The 20,969-nt window shown below is 71.4% G+C and carries 11 protein-coding genes; 1 reads left to right on the forward strand and 10 read right to left on the reverse strand.

The annotated features are described in order from the left end of the window. Window positions 1-137: 137 nt before the first annotated feature. On the forward strand, window positions 138-1,109 hold the full coding sequence (speB, locus tag GR130_RS05520) for an agmatinase (RefSeq protein WP_159503659.1): 972 nt from the start codon (window positions 138-140) through the stop codon (window positions 1,107-1,109). A 76-nt stretch (window positions 1,110-1,185) separates the two neighbouring features. On the opposite strand, the gene GR130_RS05525 is transcribed toward speB, so the two are convergent. From GR130_RS05525 to GR130_RS05570, 10 genes are all read right to left on the reverse strand, one after another. Beyond that, the gene (locus GR130_RS05525) at window positions 1,186-3,420 is read right to left on the reverse strand and encodes an SUKH-4 family immunity protein (protein WP_159503660.1); all 2,235 of its coding nucleotides are present in this window, start codon (window positions 3,418-3,420) and stop codon (window positions 1,186-1,188) included. Window positions 3,421-3,593: 173 nt separating this feature from the next. Then, window positions 3,594-5,717: an ATP-binding protein gene (locus tag GR130_RS05530; RefSeq protein WP_159503661.1), complete on the reverse strand. Its 2,124-nt coding sequence runs from the start codon at window positions 5,715-5,717 to the stop codon at window positions 3,594-3,596. A gap of 184 nt (window positions 5,718-5,901) precedes the next feature. Next, window positions 5,902-8,049 (reverse strand): SUKH-4 family immunity protein, encoded by a 2,148-nt coding sequence (locus GR130_RS05535; protein ID WP_159503662.1) that lies wholly within the window; start codon window positions 8,047-8,049, stop codon window positions 5,902-5,904. Between the two features lie 107 nt (window positions 8,050-8,156). Next, complete coding sequence (locus tag GR130_RS05540) at window positions 8,157-14,705, reverse strand: toxin glutamine deamidase domain-containing protein (protein ID WP_159503663.1); 6,549 nt, start codon at window positions 14,703-14,705, stop codon at window positions 8,157-8,159. A gap of 160 nt (window positions 14,706-14,865) precedes the next feature. Next, window positions 14,866-15,255, reverse strand: a complete 390-nt coding sequence (locus GR130_RS05545) for a hypothetical protein (protein ID WP_159503664.1) — start codon at window positions 15,253-15,255, stop codon at window positions 14,866-14,868. A gap of 294 nt (window positions 15,256-15,549) precedes the next feature. Continuing rightward, a complete protein-coding gene (locus GR130_RS41275; protein ID WP_268977861.1) occupies window positions 15,550-16,143 on the reverse strand; it encodes a hypothetical protein in 594 nt (197 codons plus the stop codon). Between the two features lie 435 nt (window positions 16,144-16,578). Next, window positions 16,579-16,845, reverse strand: coding sequence for a helix-turn-helix domain-containing protein (locus GR130_RS40265; RefSeq protein WP_443043579.1), 267 nt, complete (start codon window positions 16,843-16,845; stop codon window positions 16,579-16,581). A 290-nt stretch (window positions 16,846-17,135) separates the two neighbouring features. Further along, on the reverse strand, window positions 17,136-17,804 hold the full coding sequence (locus GR130_RS05560; RefSeq protein ID WP_159503666.1) for a TetR/AcrR family transcriptional regulator: 669 nt from the start codon (window positions 17,802-17,804) through the stop codon (window positions 17,136-17,138). Next, window positions 17,801-20,005, reverse strand: a complete 2,205-nt coding sequence (locus tag GR130_RS41280) for a YhgE/Pip domain-containing protein (RefSeq protein WP_159503667.1) — start codon at window positions 20,003-20,005, stop codon at window positions 17,801-17,803. Before GR130_RS41280 ends, GR130_RS05560 begins: the two co-directional genes overlap by 4 nt. Next, the gene (locus GR130_RS05570) at window positions 19,977-20,741 is read right to left on the reverse strand and encodes an ATP-binding cassette domain-containing protein (RefSeq protein ID WP_159503668.1); all 765 of its coding nucleotides are present in this window, start codon (window positions 20,739-20,741) and stop codon (window positions 19,977-19,979) included. Before GR130_RS05570 ends, GR130_RS41280 begins: the two co-directional genes overlap by 29 nt. Window positions 20,742-20,969: the final 228 nt, after the last annotated feature.

Below are 20,969 nucleotides of genomic sequence, written 5' to 3' on the forward strand. Positions count from 1 at the left end.
GGCGGCCGGGGCTTCCGCGGAGTGGTCACCGGCGCGGTCACCGGCCGGGACCGCTTGGACGAAACGTCGAACGACAACCACCCACGCCGCGCACATGTCCATGTGCCGGGAGCCCGGCCGCCCCTACCCTCACCGTCATGACCACCGCATCGCACGAGCCCGTGGGCCCCGTCGACTCCTCCCGTGTACCGCGCTACGCCGGGCCGGCGACCTTCGCCCGGCTGCCCCGCCTCGACGAGGTCGGCGGGCGGGCCGACGTCGCCGTCGTCGGTGTCCCCTTCGACTCCGGCGTCTCCTACCGGCCCGGCGCCCGCTTCGGCGGCAACGCCATCCGCGAGGCGTCGCGCCTGCTGCGCCCCTACAACCCGGCGCAGGACGCCTCCCCGTTCGCGCTGGCCCAGGTCGCGGACGCCGGCGACATCGCCGCCAACCCGTTCAACATCAACGAGGCGGTCGAGACCGTCGAGGCCGCGGCGGACGACATCCTCGGCACCGGCGCCCGCATGATGACGCTGGGCGGCGACCACACCATCGCCCTGCCCCTCCTCCGCTCCGTCGCCAAGAAGCACGGCCCGGTCGCCCTGCTGCACTTCGACGCGCACCTGGACACCTGGGACACGTACTTCGGCGCCGAGTACACCCACGGCACCCCGTTCCGCCGGGCCGTGGAGGAGGGCATCCTCGACACCTCCGCGCTCTCCCACGTCGGCACCCGCGGCCCGCTCTACGGCAAGAAGGACCTCACCGACGACGAGAAGATGGGCTTCGGCATCGTCACCTCGGCCGACGTCTACCGCCGCGGCGCCGACGAGGTCGCCGACCAGCTCCGCCAGCGCATCGGCGACCGCCCGCTGTACATCTCCATCGACATCGACTGCCTCGACCCGGCCCACGCCCCGGGCACGGGCACGCCGGAGGCGGGCGGCATGACCTCCCGCGAACTCCTGGAGATCCTGCGCGGCCTGGCGTCCTGCAACCTCGTCTCCGCCGACGTCGTCGAGGTCGCGCCCGCCTACGACCACGCCGAGATCACCGCCGTCGCCGCCTCGCACACGGCGTACGAGCTGACCACGATCATGTCGCGGCAGATCGCGGACGCGCGGGGCTGACGGACCGCGGGCGGCAACAGGCATCCGCCGGTGGGCCCAAGGGCCCACCGGCGGATGCCTGTTGTGCGAGGGACGGTCACTCGTTGTGGAGCGGATATGTCCAGGCGCCGGCGCCGGCGCCGTCCCAGTCGACGGTCCACAGGGCGTCTTCGATGTGCTGGCGCAGGAGGTGGGAGTCGTCACTGTTGTCGATGTCGGCGAGGATGCGGCGGCCGGTGAGCCAGAGGGCGGCCATGGTGAGGAAGTTGTCCAGGCCGGTGGCGACGAGGACGCCGCCTTCCGTGGTGGGGTCGTCGATGCCGCCGGGGCGGCGCAGGATGTGGCCGGTCGGACCGTCGATGAGGATTTCGCCGCCCATCCACATGCCGATCTGGAAGAACGGGCCTGTCTCGTCGGGCTGTTGTGGGTGCTCTTCCGGCCAGGGGATCTCCCACAGGAAGCGCTCGTAGGACGGTTCGAAGCGGAGTCCGCGCTCGGTGATGTCGGGGAGTCCGGTCTCGGTGAGGACGCGGCGGGCGGTCGGGTCGGTGAGGCCTTCGGGGAGGTGTTCGGGGGCTGTGGTGACCCAAGCCTCCGCGCCGTGGAGATCGGTCAGGTCCTGCGGCGAGGGGTCGGGGGCGTCGGCGGGCGTGGCCGGGCCGGCGGCCGTGGTGGCGCCGAGGAGGGGAGTCGCGTCGGGGCGGCGCATTCCGGCGGCGTTCTCACCCGGCTGCGGCCGTACGGCGAAGAGGCCGCCGGCTCCGGCCACGACGACGGTGGGATCGGGGACGTCGGCGGTCAGGGAGACGAAGAGGATTTCTTCCAGGGCGCCTTCCCAGTCGTCCGCGGCGGGCGCGGCGCCGCGGAGTTCGCGGAGGGCCGTCGGGCCGGGGGTGTTGTGGTCGTCGGTGGCCCAGGCGAGGGAGGGCCGGGCCTCGGCGGGAAAGCCCTCGCCTGATGCCCAGGGGCCGGCGAGGAGTTCGCCCGAGGCCGGTTCCCATACGCGGATGCCGTTGCTGCGTCCGCCGTCGGAGAGCACGGCGGGGTGGCCCTGCCACCGTACGGAGAACAGATTGCCGGTCGAGCCGGGGCGGAGGTAGGTGTGGTGGTAGCCGCCCGGCGGGCGCCAGTGGGTCCAGAGGGTCTGCCAGGGGAGTCGGATGCCCGAGCGCTCGATGGCGTCGCAGAACGCGGTGTCGTTGCGGGCGGTGGCCATGAGGTGGAGCCATGCCGCCCAGGTGGGCTGGTCGGTCTGTGCGAGGCCGTACATCTGGAGGTGGACGGCGTCGGCGGCGGCGTTGTCGCCGGGGAGGGAGCCGTTGTAGGCGCAGTGCGCAGCGTCGAGGAGGGAGCGCTGGGGGACCTGGGCGATGACGGTGCCGTCGGTCAGCAACTCGTCGAAGAGGCCGGCCTGGACCGCGTGCATGGCGATGCCCTCGGCGGCGTAGCGGCCGATGCTGCCGGAGGCGGCCCAGCCGTCCGGGTGCCGGAAGTCGGCCGCGCGCTCCCGCAGCCAGGTGACCATGTGGCGTCCGACGGCGCCGGGGAGTTCCGGGCCGTGTGCCCGTCGGATGGCGTCGGCGGTGCCCTCGTCGAGGAAGCTGACGTGGCCGTCCGTGTACCGGAGGTGGTCGGTGAACTGCTGGGCCAGGGAGGAGAGTTCGGCGTCGTCGGCAGGCGGCCCGGCGTCGGATGCGGGTGCAATGAGGCCGGCGGCGGTGGCCGCCGTGATCAGCTCGCGCCACACGGCGAGCGGGACCTGCCGGGGCTCCGAGAACGCGAGGGCCTGGACGGAGAGCGGGAAGTCCGCCGGGGCGGGAGCTCCGGAGCCCGCCTCGGCCGGGTCGTCGTCGAGGCGCAGGGTGACGCTTCCGGTCCGCTGTGCGCGGTCCGCGGGTACGGCGAGGACCACACCGAGGCCGTCGGTGATACCCAGCCGTGCGGCCAGCTGACTCACCAACTGCTCGGGCTGGGCGGAACGTCGGGTGGGACCGGCGGACGGGGCGTGGCTGATCAGGACCAGGTGGTCCTCGCCCAGGTCTTCGACGGCTTCGTCCCAATCCCACGGAGACCGGGCGGATTCCGGGACGCCGATGCTCTCCAGCAGCTCCTGGAGCAGTTCCTCCGCCGTTCTGCCGGTGGCGTCGAGCAGCACGCTGTCCGGGACGCCATGGCGCACCTGCCGCACCACGGCGCCGACCGCCGGGCCGTCCCGTTCCACGACGAGCTGCACCCGGCCCGCGTCGTCGCGGCCGTGCTCCCACCAGTCGAGGACGCGGGCTACGGCCTGTTCGGTGGTGTGGCGGGGGTGGTCGGGAGCTGCTTGTGGCATGTCGGACGTTCCGTTGCGGGTGCGTTGGTCAGGCGGGTTTGAGGCCGGGCAGGTTCCAGCCGCTGGTGATCAGGTCGGATTCCATGGAGCCGGAGAGCACCGCATCCCAGGCGTGGCTGTCGTCGACGACCGGGTCGATGCGGGACGCCCACTGTCGGAGGGCGGACCTGGCGTCACGGTGCTCGGCGGTGGTGGCGAAGGCGCTGGTCTCGAAGGTCCGGTAGAGCCAGAGCAGGGCGAGGTACTGCCGGAGGCCGCTGGCGACGACGAGTTCGAAGGAGGCGCCGGAGCTGCCGTCCTGGACGATGCGGCCGGTCGTGGCGTCGAGGTAGGCGCCGTGGCCGATCCAGGTGCCGAGGGGGTGGAAGGGGCCGGGGCCGGGGGGAGGGGACGGCGGGCTTGGCCTGCCAGTCGGCGGCGGGCAGGCCGGTCTCGTCGAGGGGCGGGATGGTGGCCAGGTAGGTGTGGCCGTTGACGACGGGGACGCCGTTCTCGGTGAGGCAGCGGTGAGTGATGTCGTCCAGGCCGGGCGGCAGGGCGTCGGCGGCGAGGGTGCGGCAGGCGTCCGCGCCGAACGCCTGGGCGAAGGCCGCGGGGGAGGGGCCCAGGGGTGCGGTGAGCTCTGCCGGGAACTCCCAGGTGGCCGCGGCGGTGTGCGGGGCGACGAGCGGGAGTGCCCAGCGGGGCAGCGGGGTGCCCTCGTCGCCGTCGGGAGCCGGGCGGAGGACGTCGAGGGCGAAGAGGCCGCCGCGGCCCGCCAGCACCCAGCGGTCGCCGTCTGCCGTGCAGCTGGCGGTGGCGCTGCGGGGGACGCGGAGGGGAGTGCGGTCGTCGAGGCCGAGGGCGGCGTCTCCGCTGCTCTCGAACCGGCCGCGTCCCTCGACGCCTTCGAGGTCGCCCTCCAGGTCGTAGAAGAGGTCGACCACCTTCGAGGGTGCCAGTTCCGTGCCGTCGGCCAGGTTCCACACGCGCTCGACGGCCTGGTCGTCGCTTTCCGGCAGGACGTAGTCGCCGTCCCGGAAGACCGGTAGCAGGTGTTGGCCGGCCACGGCGCCGACGCCGTCGAGGGCTCCGGGGAACAGGTGGTCCACCTTCCCGGTTTCGCCGGGGACAGGTCCGAAGACGCCGTAGGGGCGGTGGTGCGACCAGGCGGTGCGCCAGGGGAGGGCGATACCAGCGTCGGCGAGGGCCGCCGCCCATGCCGTGTCGCCGCGGTTGGTGGCCGCCCAGTGGAGCCAGGAGAGCCATTCGCCCTGATCCTCCGGGGCGATCCCCTCGGTTTCGAGGTAGTGGATGTCGGCGTCGATGCCCCCTTGGGGGACGCCGTCCGGGAAGTGGTGGGCGACGGCCTGGAGGACGGAATAGCGGGTGCAGTGGGCGAGGGCCGGTGCGCTGGCGAGCAGCGCGGGGAGTTCGGTGCCGGAGAGGGCGGCGTGCAGGGCGAGGGCCTGTGCGGCGTAGGCATGGACCGGGTCGGACGGCGGGCGGGTGGCGAGCGCGGTGAGCAGCTCCTCCGCGAGGGCGCGCTGTTGGGTGGGCGTGCTGGGGCGGGCGGCGCGGGCGAGGTGCTTGAGACCGTCGGTGTGGAAGCTCACCAGGGTGTCTTCGGGGGACACGGTAGGGTGGGTGACCACCACGTCGTCCGGGAGGGCGCTCAGGAGCGCCGACAGTTCGTCGGGCGTGGCGTGGGCGCCCAGGGTCCGGGACAGCAGAGCCCAGACCGGGAGCGGGATCTGCCGCGTCTCGGCGGCGGCGAGGGCGGCCAGCGCGGGGTGGGCGTCGAGCAGGCGGCCGATGGCCGCTTCGGGGGCCTCGCCGGACGGTGCATCCGCTTCGAGGAGAACGTCGTTGTCACGGTGGGTCGTCACCCGTAGGTGAGCGGTGTCCGACTCGACCACCACGCGTACCCGGTCACCGCCGTCCACGCCCAGCATCCAGGCGAGGCGGACCCCCACGCGGAACGGCTCGCGGGAACTGAACAGGGGTCCGGCCCACTGGGCGTTCGTCAGCAGGACCACCGAGTCGCCGCGGTGCCGGGCGAGAGCTTCGGAGAGCCGATCGGGGCGATGGGCCCGCGTCGCATCGATCCCCAGCCCGTCCAGCACCGCCCCGGCCACCTTGTCCGCGGTCCGGCCGCGGCAGTCGACCGTGATCGCCGCGGGAAAGCTCTGCTGCACATCGGCCAGCAGCCGCGACTTTCCGACTCCCGGTGAACCCACGACATACAGCACGAGGCCCTTCCGGCGCGGCTCTTCAAGCCATCCGATGGCCTTCCCGAGCGCCTCGGCATACCGCATGTACTGGCTTCTCCGTATTCAGGGGCAGGTGGTTGGACGATTCAGTGCCCGGATTCTCCTCGGAGAACTTTCGTTTTCGCGGCAGATCGTGGACGCGCGCGGCGGACCGAGCGCGGACAGCGCCGAACCGCTGGCGGGCCCGGGGAGGGCCGGCCGGCGGTTTTGTCGGTCGGGGCCGCCGCGGTCACTCGTTGTGGAGCGGGTATGTCCAGGCGCCGGCGCCGGAGCCCTCCGGGTCGACGGCCCACAGCTCGCCCTCGACGTGCTGGCGCAGGAGGTGCGTCTCGTCGTCGTTGTCGACGTCGGCCATGGTGCGGAGTCCGGTGATGAAGAGGGCCGCCATGGTGAGGAAGTTGTCCAGGCCGGTGGCGACGAGGACCCCGCCCTCCGCGGTGGGGTCGTCGATGTCGCCGGGACAGCGCAGGACGCGCCCGGTCGGACCGTCGACGACGACGTAGCCGCCCATCCACATGCCGATCCCGAAGAACGGGCCCGTCTCGTCGGGCTGTTCCGGGTGGTCCTCCGGCCAGTGGACTTCCCGGAGGTAGCCCTCCTGGGACGGTTGGAGGGCGAGTCCCTGGTCGTCGATCTCGGGGAGGCCGGTGCCGGTGAGGACGCGGCGGGCGGCGGGATCGGTGAGGCCCTCGGGGAGGTCTTCGGCGGCTGTGGCGACGTACGCCTCCGCGCCGTACATGTCGGCGAGGTCGTGCGGTGAGGGGCCGGGGGCACCGGCGGGCGAGGCCGCGCCGGCGGCTGTGTTGCTGCCGAGGAGCAGCTCGATCCGTGGTTGCTGGAGTGCGGTGATGTCCACGCCCGGCTGTGGCTGGACGGCGAAGAGGCCGCCGGTGCCCGCCAGTACGAAGAGGGCGATGGGCGCGGCGGATGCTCCGGAGACAGCGGGGTCCGCATCCAGGTAGACGTAGAGCGGCCCCTCAAGGGCGCCTTCCCAGCCTTCCGAGGGGCCCAGCTGTTGGCGGAGTTCGCGGGGCGAAGCGGGACCGGAGGCCGGTGCAGTGTCCGGGCCCCATGTGAGGGAGTCCCGGGCTTCGGCCGGGAACTCCTCATCCGGCTCCCAGGGACCCGCCAGGAGTTCGCCCGAGGCCAGGTCCCACAGATAGACGTCGCTGCGACCGAGGCTGCCGTAGGAGAGGACAGCCGGGCGGCCCTGCCACCGTACGGCGTACAGATCATCGATCGGGCCGGGGCGGAGGTAGGTGTGGTGGTAGCCGCCGGGCGGGCGCCAGTGGGTCCAGAGGGTCTGCCAGGGGAGTTGGATGCCTGAGTGCTCGATGGCGTCGGCGAACGCGGTGTCGTTGCGGGCGGTGGCCATGAGGTGGAGCCATGCCGCCCAGGTGGCCTGGTCGGTGTGGGTGAGGCCGTACATCTGGAGGTGTACGGCGTCGGCGGCGGCGTTGTTGCCCTGGAGGGAGCCGTTGTGGGCGCAGTGCGCGGCGTCGAGGAGGGAGCGCTGGGGAAGGTGCGCGACGACCGTGCCGTCGGCGAGCAGTTCGTCGAAGAGATTGGCTTGTACTGCGTGCATGGCGATGCCTTCGGCGGCGTAGCGGCCGATGCTGCCGGAGGCGGCCCATCCGTCGGGGTGGCGGAAGTCGGCCGTGCGCTCCCGGAGCCAGGTGACCATGTGGCGTCCGACGGCGCCGGGGAGTTCCGGGCCGTGTGCCCGTCGGATGGCGTCGGCGGTGCCCTCGTCGAGGAAGCTGACGTGGCCGTCCGTGTACCGGAGGTGGTCGGTGAACTGCTGGGCCAGGGAGGAGAGTTCGGCGTCGTCGGCAGGTGGCCCGGCGTCGGATGCGGGTGCGGTGAGGCCGGCGACGGTGGCCGCCGTGATCAGCTCGCGCCATACGGCGAGCGGGACCTGCCGGGGCTCCGAGAACGCGAGCGCCTGGACCGGAACGGGAAGCGCGGTTGACGCGGGGACCGAGGGGCCTTCCTCGGGCGGCGAGGCGAGGCGGAGGACAAGGGCTCCGGAGCGCCGCTTGTGGTCCGTCGGTACAGCCACGACAGGAGAGACACCCCGGGTGAGGCCGATGCGCCCGACCAGCCGCTGCCGTACCAGTTCCGGCTGCGCGGATCGTCGGGTGGGACCGGCGGCCTCGGCATGGCTGATCAGGACCAGGTACTCCTGACCGAGCTTCCTGATTTCGTCGCCCCACTCAAAGGAGAAGTGGACGTTCTGCAACACACCCAGTTCGTCCAGCAGCTCGCGGAGGAGTTCCTCCGCCGTCTTCCCGGTCGCATCGAGCAGCACGCTGCCGGGGACACCACGATGCACCTCCCGCAGCACGGCCTCGACGGCCAGGCCATCCTGCTCCACGGCAAGATGGACCCGGCTCCCCCCAGCGCGACCGCGGTTCCACCAGTCGAGGACACGCGCGGCGGCCTGTTCGCCGGTGTGGACGGGATGATCAGGGTTCTGCTCGGTCACGTGGTGCTCTCCGGAACGATGTGCAGCATGGACTTCGCCCAGAGTTCTCCCACAACACTCAGGTGCCTGTCCATCTCGGCTGTCATCTCCAGCTCCCGGTCAGTCTTCATCTTCTTCACTTCTGCGCTGATCTCGTCGTTGATTTTATCGGTGGCGTCCTTGCGAGCTTTTTGGGTGGGAAGTTCCGAAGCCTTCGCGTAGCGGTCGGCGTTCTGCTCCTTCAATTCTGCACGTGCCTCTTTCCGGTCGGCAACGCCTTCCGGGTCGGTGCGATAGGTGGTGCTGTAGTAGACCGGCTTGCCCTCGATTCTTTTGTTGAGGACTTCGGAGCAGTGCGCGTGGCCTTCCCCCTTACCGCAAGGCTCGCGCTCTGTGTACAGGCTGGCGACGGTGTATTTCTCCCCCTCAGGCCGCAGTGAATTCTGGCGGTCTACCCAGTCCAGCAGGTGCTTCTCGGAGTGCCTGGGTGTCACCGGGTGCTTATTGTTGGCGGGAACGGAGGAATCGACGATGTAGGTGGTGTTGCCCTTGTGGTCGGTCACTTCGACCACGGCGTAGTTCTTTCCGGAGAAATCTGGCTTGTGTCGCGAGACCGCATCGACGATCGCGTTGACCTGATTGTTGGTCGGGGCCTTCGTCCCGCCGGTGAGCCGTTCGTGAAGGGTCGAGAGCGCATCTCGTGTTGTCTGGCCTGCACGGTACTGGCCGGGGAAATTGCTTTTGGACTCCTCGCGTGCTGTGGCGCTCACCGACCGGTTGTACTTCGTGGCCGGGTCCGGGGTTCCGTTCGCGCGGGGGCTGGCGTTGGCGTACGGCTCGGAGTCGTGGTTGGGGTTGTGGCCGATGCCCTGGCTCTCGTGGTAGTTGCTGCTGACCCGGGCGAGCGTGGCTACGACGGCCATCCGCTCACCGTCGTTCATCCGCCGGAACTCGTCGCCGAGGTGGTGCTCCAACTCCTGGTGAGTGAAAGCGGTCGGCGGGACCTCCTCACCGTCCTTGAGCGCCTTGCGCTCCGCCTCCAGACGGCGGTGGGACTCCTCCAGTAGGCCGGACAGCTTCCCGTCTTCCGCCCAATGACGCATCTGGTCGTGGACATGGTCCAGCTCGATACGGTGGACGGGCGACTGCTCGCGCAGGTGCTGCTGCTCCGCGTCCGGTTCGAGATCGAGCTGCTTCGCGTGCGGGTCTTCCTTGTCCGGAAGCGGGCGCCGGTCATGGTCGTGCTCGGCGTCCGGCATGTGCTCGTCGTGATCGCCGTGGTGGTCCAGCTTGGGCTGCTTGTGCTGGTGCCCTTCCCCGTCGATCTCCATGGGCTCCGGGGAGAGCGAGTGCTTCTGCCCCGCGTGCTGCGGACCGGACGGGTCGGGCGGCGGCAGCGCACCGGGATTGCGGGGCACCGGAGCCTCGTGCGGATGCCCGGAGTTGCCGTGGGCGGGTGAGTGCTCCGCGTTCGGGTGGTGCTCGGGGCCGGCGTGCTCCGGGGTGGTGTGGTGCTCGGAGTTCGTGTGCTCCGGGGTGGGGCGGTGCTCCGAGTCCGTGTGGTGGTCCGGGTTGGTGTGGTGGTCCGGGTGCGTCGGGTCGGAGTGGTGCGGGACGGGCTCGTGCGCGGGGTCCTTGGGGTGGTGTGCCCCGTTGCCCTCGTGAGCGCCGTTGTTGTGGTGGGTGCTGTTGCCGTCGTGAGTGCTGTGCGCGCCGTCACCGTCGTGAGTGCTGTGGGTGCTCGGTGCGTCGCGATGCGTGTTCGGGGTGTCGTGCGGCGTTTCGGCGTGGTGGGCGTCGTTCTTACCGGCGGGGGTGTGGTGCGTGTCGGGCGTGCCCGCAGGGTGCTGGGTGCCGCCGCCGTGCTGCTGGTTGGGGACGTGCTGCTGTGGGTGCTGTACCGGCTGCTGCTGGTGCGGTACGGGTGCCTGTTGCTGGGGGTGTTGCTGTTGCGGCACGTGGGGTTGCGGCTGGTGCTGTGGCGCAGGCTGGTGCTGCTGAGGGTGCTGCGGCTGGCCCTGGTGAGGCTGTTGGTACGGGTTGTGAGGTTGCTGACCCTGGTGCTGTTGGTAGGGGTTGTGAGGTTGCTGGCTCTGATGCTGCTGGTACGGGTTCTGGGGCTGGTGCTGCGGGGCCTGCTGGTAGGGGTTGTGCTGCTGCCCGTACTGGGGCTGGGCCTGGTGCTGCGGCTGCCCGTACTGGGGTTGGCCGTGCTGGGGCTGCTGGTTGTGCGGCTGCTGCTGACCGTTCTGCGGCTGGTGCTGCTGCGGCTGCGGTGCCTGCTGGTGCTGCTGCGGCTGCTGTTGGGGCTGGTGGGTCTGGGGTTGTTGCTGCTGGGGCTGCTGCGCCTGGTTCTGCTGAGGGTTCTGGTGCTGGTTCTGCTGGGGGTTTTGGGCCTGGGCCTGCTGTTGGTGTTGGGCCTGGGCCTGGTGCTGGGCCTGGTTGGGCTGCTGGTTCTGGTGGGCCGTGGGGTCGTACGGGTTGCGGTTGCCGTCGAGGGTCAGGTGCCAGACGCCCTCGGCCTGGGCGTGGATGGGCTGGTGGCTGATCTCGCCGGTCTGGCTGTCCACCCATACGACGCGGCCGTTGTGGTTGACCGCGTTGAAGACGTGCGCACCGCCGCCGCTGCCGTCGGGGTTCTTCGGCCAGGTGACGAGGACGGCCGACGCGGAACCATGCCCGGCCTGCTGGAGCTCGTGGGCGATGTTCTGGTACGCGTCGTGCGAATTCTGACCGGAGTTCCGGAAGTTGGTGCCGGCCCACTTCTGGATGTTGTTGGTGCCCTCGCGCTCACCGCTGGCGCGGTCCAGGCCGCCGTGCCCGTCGTTGTCGTACGTACGGACCGCGGAGACCTGGGGGTTTCCGTACCAGGACTCGATGAACGAGCGGGTGCAGTCGGCGCAGTTGTTGGAGCGGCCGGGGACGGTCGGACCACCGTCGTTCTGGTAGCGGGCCCAGGGCTGGAAAGGGTCGGCGTGGACCTGCGGGGTGCCGTCCGGGTTGCGCGGGAAGTGGTGCTCCAGCGCCTGCTGGTCGTGCGGGAACGGCGAATACAGGCCGCTGGGATGGTGGTTGAGGCTCGCCCGGATGTCGTTGAGGCTCGGCCGCGGGGGGTGGTTGGGCTGCTGCTCCTGGTGCGGCTGCTGGTGCTGAGGCTGCTGGTGGTGGTCCTGGGGCTGCTGCTGGTTGTGGTGCTGTTGCTGGTTCTGGGCGTGCTGCTGGTTCGGGTTGTGGTGCTGGGGTTGCTGCTGCGGGTGCTGCTGCTGGTTCTGGGGGTGTTGCTGTTGGTTCTGGGGGTGCTGTTGGTTCGTCGGCTGCTGGTGCTGGCTCTGCGGCGTGGGCTGCTGACGGGGGTCCGGACGGTGCGGCTGCTGCTGGCGCGGGTCCGGGTGGTGGGGCTGCGGCTGGTTCTGGTTGGGGTGCGGCTGCTGCTGTTGCGGGTGCTGCTGGTTCTGCGGGTGCTGTTGCGGGTGTTGCTGGTTGGGGTCGTGCGGGCGCTGCTCCTGCGGGTGCGGTTGCTGGGCCTCCGGGCGGGGACGCGGCGTGTCCGGACGAGTTGCGTCGGGGCGTCGCGGGTCCGGGCGGGTGTTCTCCGGGCGCGGGGTGTTGGGGTGTTGGGCGTTCGGGTGGGTCGTTTCCGGGCGCGGCTGGGTGTTCTCGGGCCGGGGAACGTCCGGTCGGGTGTTCTCGGGGCGCGGTGCGTCGGGGCGGGGACGCGGCGTGTCCGGGTGCGTGGCGTCCGGGTGCGGGGTGTTCGGGCGCGCGTTGTCCGGGTGCGGGGTCTCCGGACGGGCGTTCTGGGGGTGGGTGTTCTCCGGGCGCGGGGTGTTGGGGTGTTGGGCGTCCGGGTGGGTCGTTTCCGGGCGCGGCTGGGTGTTCTCGGGGCGAGGAACGTCTGGCTTGGTGTTCTCGGGCCGAGGAGTATCCGGCCGGGTGTTCTCGGGGCGCGGCTGGGTGGCGTCCGGGTGCGGCTGGTTGGTCTCCGGACGCTGGTTGTGCGGGCCCTGCTGCTCCGGGCGTACGGGGCGGGTCTGCTCGGGGTGGGTGTTCTCCGGCCGTGTGGGCTGGGTCTGTTCGGGGCGCGCGGTCTCGGGGCGGACCGGCTGGGGCTGCTCCGGGCGCGTGTTCTCCGGGCGTACGGGTTGCGTCTGCTCCGGGCGGCTGTTCTCCGGGCGGACCGGCTGGGTCTGCTCGGGGCGGGTGGCGTTCGGGTGGACCGGCTGGGTCTGGTCCGGGTGTTGGGGGGCGCGCGGCTGCTGGCTCGGCTGGGGCCGGGTGGGCTGCGCGGACTGGCTCGGGGTGGGGGTTTCGGGCCGGCGGGTGGGCCCCGGGTTACTGGGCGCGGTCGTGGGGCGCGGCGTGGACGGCTGGCGGTCCTGGGGGCGCTGCTGGGGGATGTCGCGGGTGGGCGAGGCCGAGTCCGGGCGGCGGTGGGGCTGGGAGGGGGTGTCGCTGGTCGGACGCGGCGCGCTGGTGGAGGGTGCGCTGGTGGTCGGCGTGCTGGGGGCCGAGGTGGTGGGCGCGCCGTGGGTGGGCATGGCCGTGGGCATGGCGGTGGGCATGCCCGTCATCGGGGTGCCGCTCTGGGGGGAACCCTGCTGCGAACCCTGCTGCGGGGTGGGGGAGTTGGGGGTGCCGTCCGCGGTGTGCTGGGTGGGCTGGGGCGCGGTCATGGTGTCGGCGGACTGGGTGCGAACGGTGGTGTCGTTCTCGTCGCCGGCGTGGTGGACCGGGCCGCCCGAGGAGGAGTCCCGCGGCTGGAACGACTGGCCTGAGGAGTGCTGCACGGGGGCGCCCTGGGTGGGCATGCTCACGTGCGGCGTGGCGGGACGTGAGCCCCCACCCGAACCGTCGCCCCCGCCGCTGCCGTAGCTGGAGTGGTCGGTGTTGGTGGGCGGGTTGCCGGCGCCGGAGTCGTGGGACGGCGACTGCTGCGGGGCGGACGCCTGGTCGGCGTGTGAACCGCCCTCGTAGGGGGTGGGGTTGGAGGGTGGGGCGGTGTGCTCCGGCGCGGGCGGGGCCGCGTGCTGCGGGGCGGTGTGCTCCGGGGCGGGCGGAGCGGTGTGCTCCGGGGCCGGCTGGGTGCTGATCGGGTCCGGCGTGTGCTGCTGGGTGGGGTGTGTACTGACGGGCTCGGCGGGGGCCGACTCCGGCGTCGGGTGCGTACTGACCGGGTCGGGGTGGGCCGTCTCGGGAGTGGGGTGCGTACTGACCGAGTCCGGGTGCGGGGAGTTCGGGGTGGTGTCGGCGGTGGGGTGGGTGCTCACCGAGTCCGGGTGCGGCGAGTTCGGGGCGTGGCCCGATTCGGGCGACGACCCCGATTCCGCGGAGTGGACCCCCTCGTACGGGTTGTTGTGGCCGCCCTGGTAGCCCTCGTCGAAGGGGGAGCGGTGCTCCGGGGGCGGGAGGGGCTGGGCGGTGGGGGTGGGGTGGCCGGTGTCGGAGCCCGAGTTGGTGTGCTCGGGGGTCGTGGACGGGCTGCCGCCGCCGTTCTCGCCGGGGCGCGGGGTGTGCGAGGAGCCGCCCGATCCGGAACCGGAGCCCGAGCCGCTGCCGGAGTGGCCCTCGGAGCCGCTGCCCGATCCGGAACCGGAGCCTGAGCCGGACTCCGACCCGCTGTGTTCCCCGGAGCCGGAACCAGATCCAGATCCGGAACCCGAACCGCTGTGTTCGCCGGATCCACTGCCCGAACCGCTTCCGGACCCGCCGTGCTCACCGTGCTCGCCGGACCCGCTCCCCGAGCCACCGTGCTCGCCGGAGCCGCCGCCTTCGCTTCCGTGGTCGCTTCCGTGCTCGCCGCCGTGTTCACCGCCGTGGCCGGCCGCGTGGTCCAGGCCGCCCTTGGCGTGGTGGCCCGCTTTGCCGCCCAGGGAGTCGCGGAAGTTCGTGGCGAGGTTCTGGCCGGTGTTCTTGACCGAGTCCTCGGCCGCCTTGGCGCCGGTCTTGAGGCTGCGGTTGACGTCGAAGCCGTTCTGGGCCCCGAACTCCATGTTGACGCCCTGGGCGATGGCGTCGGAGATCATCTTCTGCAGCGCGTCCATGGCGGGCTGCTTGGCGGTGTTCACGATCGCGTCGACGAGCGACTCGGCCGCCTCCTTGAGGATGCGGCGCACGATGAGGCGGGTGACTTGTGTGGCGCCCGCCGCCCCTATCTCGGACAGCCCGAGTGTGAACGGGGCCGCCGCCTGGGCCGCGATGATCTCTGCCGCGAGGATCGCCAACTGGGCGATCACCGCGACTTTCATGCCGACGATCACCACGGATCCCGCATCCATCGCGAAGGCGATGACCTCGGCGGCCTCACGGGCGTCGTTCATGTAGCCGTTGTTGCCGTTGGCGGAGAACTTCTCCCAGTTCTTCTGGAAGCCGTCGATGCTGTCGCCGCTGTTCGCCGACAGCACGTTGCCGGCGGCCGTGACGCCCTCGGACTGCAACTGCTCGATGGCGTTCGCGAACTCCCGCCAGTGGCTGGCGGACTCGTTCATCTTGTCCTCGTCGCCCGTCGGCCAGTCGTAGCCGAGCATCTGAAGGACCCACTCCAGCCAACCCGGCAGCATGAGTGACATAGCGGTAATCCCCCGTAGGACAGCGAAGCGACGATGGAGAAGCGGGACGAAGGCGGAGAACGCGGGGAGTCGCGGGTGCGGACTCCGGCGGCAGGGGCCGGGAGGGCGGCCCCTTCAGGTACGTGAGGCGGCGGGCGGGCAGGCGCCTGCCGGGTGGCGATCAGGCCGAGGCGTTGGGCTCCTTGAGCGTCCTGACCATCTGGCTCTCGGCCTCTTGGTTGGCGACGTGCTGCTGCATCAAGGAGTGGTTGAAGTCCTCGTTGCTCTCGTGGTTGTCGGCCATCGTGGTCAGCGCGCCGCCGATTTCCTGGAGCTTGGCGGCGAGATGACCCATCGACTCGTACATACCGTCACGCAGGCCCTCGTAGACGACACCGAACTTCTGGCCGATGTTGTCGTCGCCCCACGGCGGGGTGCCGTTGCCCTCCAGGTCGGTCAGCCCGTTCTTCAGCTTGTCGACCGCGGACTGGTAGCGCTCCCCGATGTTGGTGAAGGCGCTCCCCCCGGACTTCAGTGACGGTATGTCGGCTTGCAGTCCGTCTCCGGCCATGTTGTCCCCCCGTTCCGGGCTCGCTCGTCCTCGTCACATACTGCACAGCGTTCAACAAAGTTTAGTCGCGGGTACCGACAACTCATCAAGACGCCTGCTGTCACAGGGCTGTCACCGATACGCGCCGGGCCACCGTCCGGAACATCGTCCGAACCACCTGCCACGGACGCCTCACCACTGACACCTCCGTTCAGCCCGATACGCCAGATCCATCCGACGTGTCCCGATGCGTTCGATCAGTCCGACCTGTTCGGCCTGTCTTACCTGTCCGACCTGTTCGGACCGTCCGATCGGTTACGGCGTCGCCGGGCGGCGGGTTCGGCGGTAGAGCGCGATGGCCGGTTCCGGCGGGAAGTTCGGTACGTGGGTCACCTCGCCGTCGCTCTTGGCGATGACGATGTTGGCGCCGCCCGGACTGGACGGCAGGGCGGTCGGATCCTCGGGAGCCGGCCAGCCGGCCTGGACGAGGTAGCCCTCGTCGAATTCGTGGACGAGGATCGAGACCGGGCCGTCCGGGGAGCCGACCGGCGGGAAGTAGGCGCGGCCGATGTCCCGGGCGTGTTCGGCCGAGGTCGGGATCACCTGCTGTACGGGGCCGCCGGCGGGCTGCTGGCCCGGGACGGCGCCGGGCGGGTAGGGCGGTGGCAGCGGCGGCTGAGCGGGTGCGGCCTCCGGCGGGTTGCCCGCTGCCGGTTCGCCGGCTGCCGGACTGCCGGCTGCCGGGTTGCCCGCTGCTTCTCCCGGCGGACCGCCGGCCGGGTTGCCCGCGGTGGTGCCCCCCGCGGTTTCCTGCGGGCTCGTGCCGGGGCCTCCGGTGTTCCCCTGGGGGCTTGCCCCGGTGGAGTCGCCCGTGGCGCCGCCGGGGCCGCCGGATGCGGAGTCCGTCATGGAGGTCCCTCCCCTTTTACTCGGTCCTGTTACGCGGTTCTGTCGGCTGTCACGACGTCCGTCATGACGTGTGGTCAAACCGGAGTCAAGACCGTACCGGGACCGGGGTGCGGCGGAGCCGGCCCGATCCTCGACAAAACCTGACGTCCGGTTTTTGTGGATCCGGGGTCAACCTAACTGACGTTGCGGGGGCGTGGGTGGTTCGCTGCCGCGGTTGGCGCCGGGGCTTCACGGGCCTTCGGCCCAGGGCGTGTTGTTTGCGCCGGATGCGGTGCTTGTGGTGGATGTGTCGCGCACTGCGGACGTTCCGCCTGCCGTGGCTGTGGCCGATGCCGCGGCGGGTGTGGACGTGAGTGTGAGCGTGGGTGCGGTGCGGGGGCGATCCTGGTGGGTGCCTCCCGGGGCGGGGGTGGCGTTCGTATCGAGGCGCGACGCTCACGCCGGTGGTGGGTCGCGGTCCGGCGACCGGAGGGTGAACCACAGTTCCATGCCGATGTCCGGGGCGTCCAGGTCGGCGTCCAGGAGGGCCGCGATGCGGGTGAGGCGCCGGCGGACGGTGTTGCGGTGAGTGCCCAGGGAGGTCGGCGTGCGATCCCAACTGCCGTGCAGGCAGGGCCATTTGTTCGGCGTGGTGGGGAGGGGGCGGCGAGCCGGTGAGCGGGGCGGGCAGGGCCTGGGTCTGGGCGTGCTGCCGGAGGCCACGGCCGCCGCCACCGAGCCGACCCGCCCGGACTTCGTCGCGCTCGGCCGAGTCGTTCGGCGTCCCCGCGGCCCCTACGGCGGCTCCGGAGCGCCTCACCGCGGACCTGGCGGTGTCCCTGGCCGCCCCCGGACCCTTGGTCGTCGTCCTCCCGGCCCGGCGCGGATGTTCGCCGCAACGCATCTGGATTGACGGCACACCGGGCGCGAGGGCGGGGCGGGTTGCACGGGCGGGCCGGGGGTGCGAGGTGGAGGCGGCGGACCCCGGCTGCCGCCGGGGGACGGGCTACGGGCTACGGGCTGCCGGGGGCGGGCCCCTGGGCGGCCGTCCCAAGCCTCCCCTGCACGAGGTGGGAGAGTGCCGCGTGGACCTCCTCCACCGAGCGCTCCGGCTGGAACGACTGCCAGTCCAGGGCCGCGACCAGCACCATGCCGAGCAGCGCGGAGGCGGTCAGCGGGACGTCGAGTTCGTCACTCAGCTCGCCCGCTTGTACGGCGTCCCGAAGGACCGATTCGACGACGGTCAGGGCGCGGCCCCGTACGGAGGTCAGGGTCGCGCGCCAGGTGCGGTTGGTACGCCAGAGTTCGGCGACGTAGAGCTGGGTGAGGGCGGGGGCGCCGGCGATGAAGTCGAGGCCGGCGCGGATCATCGCGTCCAGGGCGTCGATCCGGGTGCCGCCCCGGGAGGTGACCTCGTCGGCGGCGGTCCGCAGGGAGGCCGCCAGGAGGTCGATGCCGTCCCGGAGGAGTTCCTCGTAGAGGACGCTCTTGCTGGCGAAGTTGTAGTAGACGGTGCCCTTGGCGACACCGGCCCGTTCGGCGATCTCGTCCACCGTGGTGGCGGAGAAGCCCTGTTCGGCGATGAGTGTGACGGCGGCCTCGAAGAGCCGGCGCCGGGTCGAGGCACGGCGGGGGGCGGCGCCGGCGACGGCGCCGCCCCCGTTGCCGGAGCGGCTGCTCACAGGCTGAGCTCCGGGTGCAGGTCCTTCATCCGTACGACCTGCCGGCTGCGGGCCGCGAGGGAGGTGAGGGCCAGCGCGCCCAGCGTGAACGCGGCGAGCACCACACTGCCCTGCCAGACGATGGCCAGGTCGCCGCCGGTGATCAGCCGGCGCAGGCCGTCGACGACGTAACTCATCGGCAGGAAGGGGTGGATGGCCGAGAAGAAGCCGGGGCTGGTCTGCACCGGGTAGGTGCCGCCCGCCGAGGTCAGCTGGAGCATCAGCACGACCAGCGTCAGCACCCGGCCGGCCGGCCCGAAGAAGGCGCTCAGCAGCTGGATGACGGCGGTGAAGCAGGCGGTGGCCAGCAGCAGGAACCCGATGGTGGCGCCCGCGCGGGCCATCTCCAGGCCGAGGGCCCAGTGCAGTACGGCCATCAGGGCCAGCACCTGGACGACGCCGATGGCGAAGGCCGGCAGCCACGAGCCGAGCGCGATCCGCCAGCCCGGCGCACCCGCGGCCAGCGCCCGCTTGCCCAGCGGCTGGAGCAGCATGTACGCGACCATCGCGCCGACCCAGAGGGAGAGCGGGATGAAGTACGGAGCCAGTCCGGTGCCGTAGTTGGGCGCCTTGTGCATCGACTTGGCGGCGAGGGCCACCGGGTCGGACATCACGCCGGTGCGGGTGTCGCGGTCCTTCTTGTCGTAGTCGGGGATCTTGGCGACGCCGTTGTGCAGACCGGTGGCCAGCTGGTTGGCGCCGTCCTTGAGCTTGTAGAGACCGCCGCTGATCTTCTCGGCACCGTCGTGGGCGGTACCGAGGCCGTTGTGGAGTTGGCCGGCGCCGTCGGCGAGCCTGCCGGCACCGTTGTGGAGCTGGCCGGCGCCGTTGGCGAGGTCTCCGGCACCGTTGGAGATGGTGCCGAGACCGGCAGCGAACTTCCCGGCGCCCTGGGAGACCTGGTGGGCACCGGCGTTGAGCGCGTTGATCTGGCTGATGGCGGTGTCCGCCCGGTCAGCGATGCCCGGCGCCTGCTGGGCGACCATCACGGCGCCCTGGTGCAGCTCGCGCAGCTTGGTGTGCCACTGACCGAAGTCCGTGTGCGCGATGGTGTCGTTGACCTTCTCCGCCGCGTCGGCGGCGATGGCGGTACCGTCCGCGATCCCCTTCAGCTTGGCGCAGTCGAGGTCGGTGGAGACGAGCCCGCCGCAGCGCTGCCGGTACAGGTCCGCGGCGTTGTCGGCGTTCTTGCGGGCTTGCTGGGCGGCCTTCGCGGAGTTGCCCGGGAGCTTGCTCAGGTCGTCGTCGAGCTTCTGGCTGAGGTCGGCGACGATCTGTGCCTTCTCGCCGATCTCCTTGCCGTGCTCGCGCAGGAAGGGAAGGTCCTTCTGGGCGATGCCCTGCACCTTCTCGGCGAGCTGCTGGGTGCCGTCCGCGACCTGGCCGGCGCCCTGGCTGAGCTGCTGGGCCTTGGCGGCGGCCTGCGCCGCGCCGTTGCTGAGGTCGCCCGCTCCCTTGTCGAGCTTGCCGGCGCCCTGGCTCAGGTCCCCGGCCCCCTTGCTCAGATCCCCCGCGCCCTTGTTCAACTTGCCGAGGCCGTCGGCCAGTTCGCCGGTCTTCTCCTTGGCGGTGCCGAGGCCGTCGTCGACCTGGCCGGCGCCTTCGGCGGCCTTGGCGGTCTGGTCGTGCAGGTCCGAGAACGACACGAAGATCTTGTCGAGGAAGGCCCGGGAGGACTTCGCCGAGGTCTTGGCGCGGATCTCCGAGAACACCGTCTTGGAGATCGAGCCGACGATGTAGTTGTTGGCGTCGTTGGTGTGGACCTGCAGCGCGCCGGTCTGCGGGTCGTCACCGGCACTGGAGGCGATCCGCCGGCTGAAGTCCTGCGGGACGGTCAGCGAGAGGTAGTACTTGCCCTCCTCCAGGCCCTTGGCGGCGTCCTTGGCGCTGACCTCCTTCCAGTCGAAGGTCTTGCTGTCCTTGACGTTCCTGGCGAGATCGGCGCCGGCGGTCAGCTTCCTGCCGTCGGCGGTGGCGCCCTGGTCCTCGTTGACCAGCGCCACCGGGATCTTGTCCAGGCGGCTGTAGGGGTCCCAGAAGGAGCAGAGGTAGAGGGCTCCGTACAGCAGCGGGATGAGCATCAGGGCGACCAGGCCCAGCCGGGGGAGCTTCCCCCTGCCGAACCGCCGGAGCTCAAGCGCGGCCAGTCTCGGCGAACGCATGCGCCGCTTCCTCCTCGTGGGTGTCGGGTGTGATGGTGGCCGGGGCGGTGGGGACGATCAGCGCGTCCGCGGGGGCGTCGCTGCCGGCGGCCACCACGGTGGTGCCCTCCAGCGCGAGGTCCCGGAGCAACTGCCAGGCCAGGGCGCGCTCCTCGGGGGACAGCTTGAGGTCGACGTCGTCGACGGCCAGCAGCCGCGGCCGGTGCATGACCGCCAGCGCGATGGACAGCCGCAGCGCTTCGAGCCGTTCGAGGTCGCGTACGCAGGTCCGCAGCCCCTTGGGCAGCGTGTCGGGGTCGAGCCGGGCAGCCGCCAGCGCGGTGTCGATCCGGGCCCGGGTGGCTTCCTTGTGGCGGCGGCCCCAGGGGAGCGCGCCGGCCGGGGAGCCCTGGAGGCGGTGGCCCAACAGGCCCTGTTCGTGGAGGTGTTCGGCGACCGTGAGGGCCGGTTCGAGGTCGGCGACGCCCGGTACGTGCGCGATGGCGGTACGGCCGCGGACCGTACCCATCCGCTTGGGCAGCGGGAGCCCGGCGACCGTGGCATGGCCTTCGGTGATCCGCATCCGGCCGGTGAGCGCGAGCAGCAGGCAGGTGCGCCCGGAGCCGGACGGGCCCTGGACGGCGATCAGCGCGCCCGGTTCCGCGGTGATGTCGACACCTCTGAAGGCCCATCCCCGTGGGCCCTTCACTCCGATTCCCCTGGCGTTGACGGCCGCCCCCTGACGGGTGGTGTCCACAACCCCTCCTCTTTGGTCTGACTGGTCAGTCTAAAAGTGTGCCGCATGTGTGGCCGTATTGACCAATCGGGGGGCTTACAGAGCCAGGGTGGCTGAAAACGGTCGGTGTGGAACGGGTGACCTCGGGAGGTCCGGCGCCATAGGGTGCGCAGTTGTTGGCGGGGGTCGACGCTGAGTTTGTGCCGTCATGCGCGGTACCGCGCGTTACGGCGACGACGGAGAAGCATG

The organism is Streptomyces sp. GS7 (genome assembly GCF_009834125.1).
Classification (GTDB): domain Bacteria; phylum Actinomycetota; class Actinomycetes; order Streptomycetales; family Streptomycetaceae; genus Streptomyces.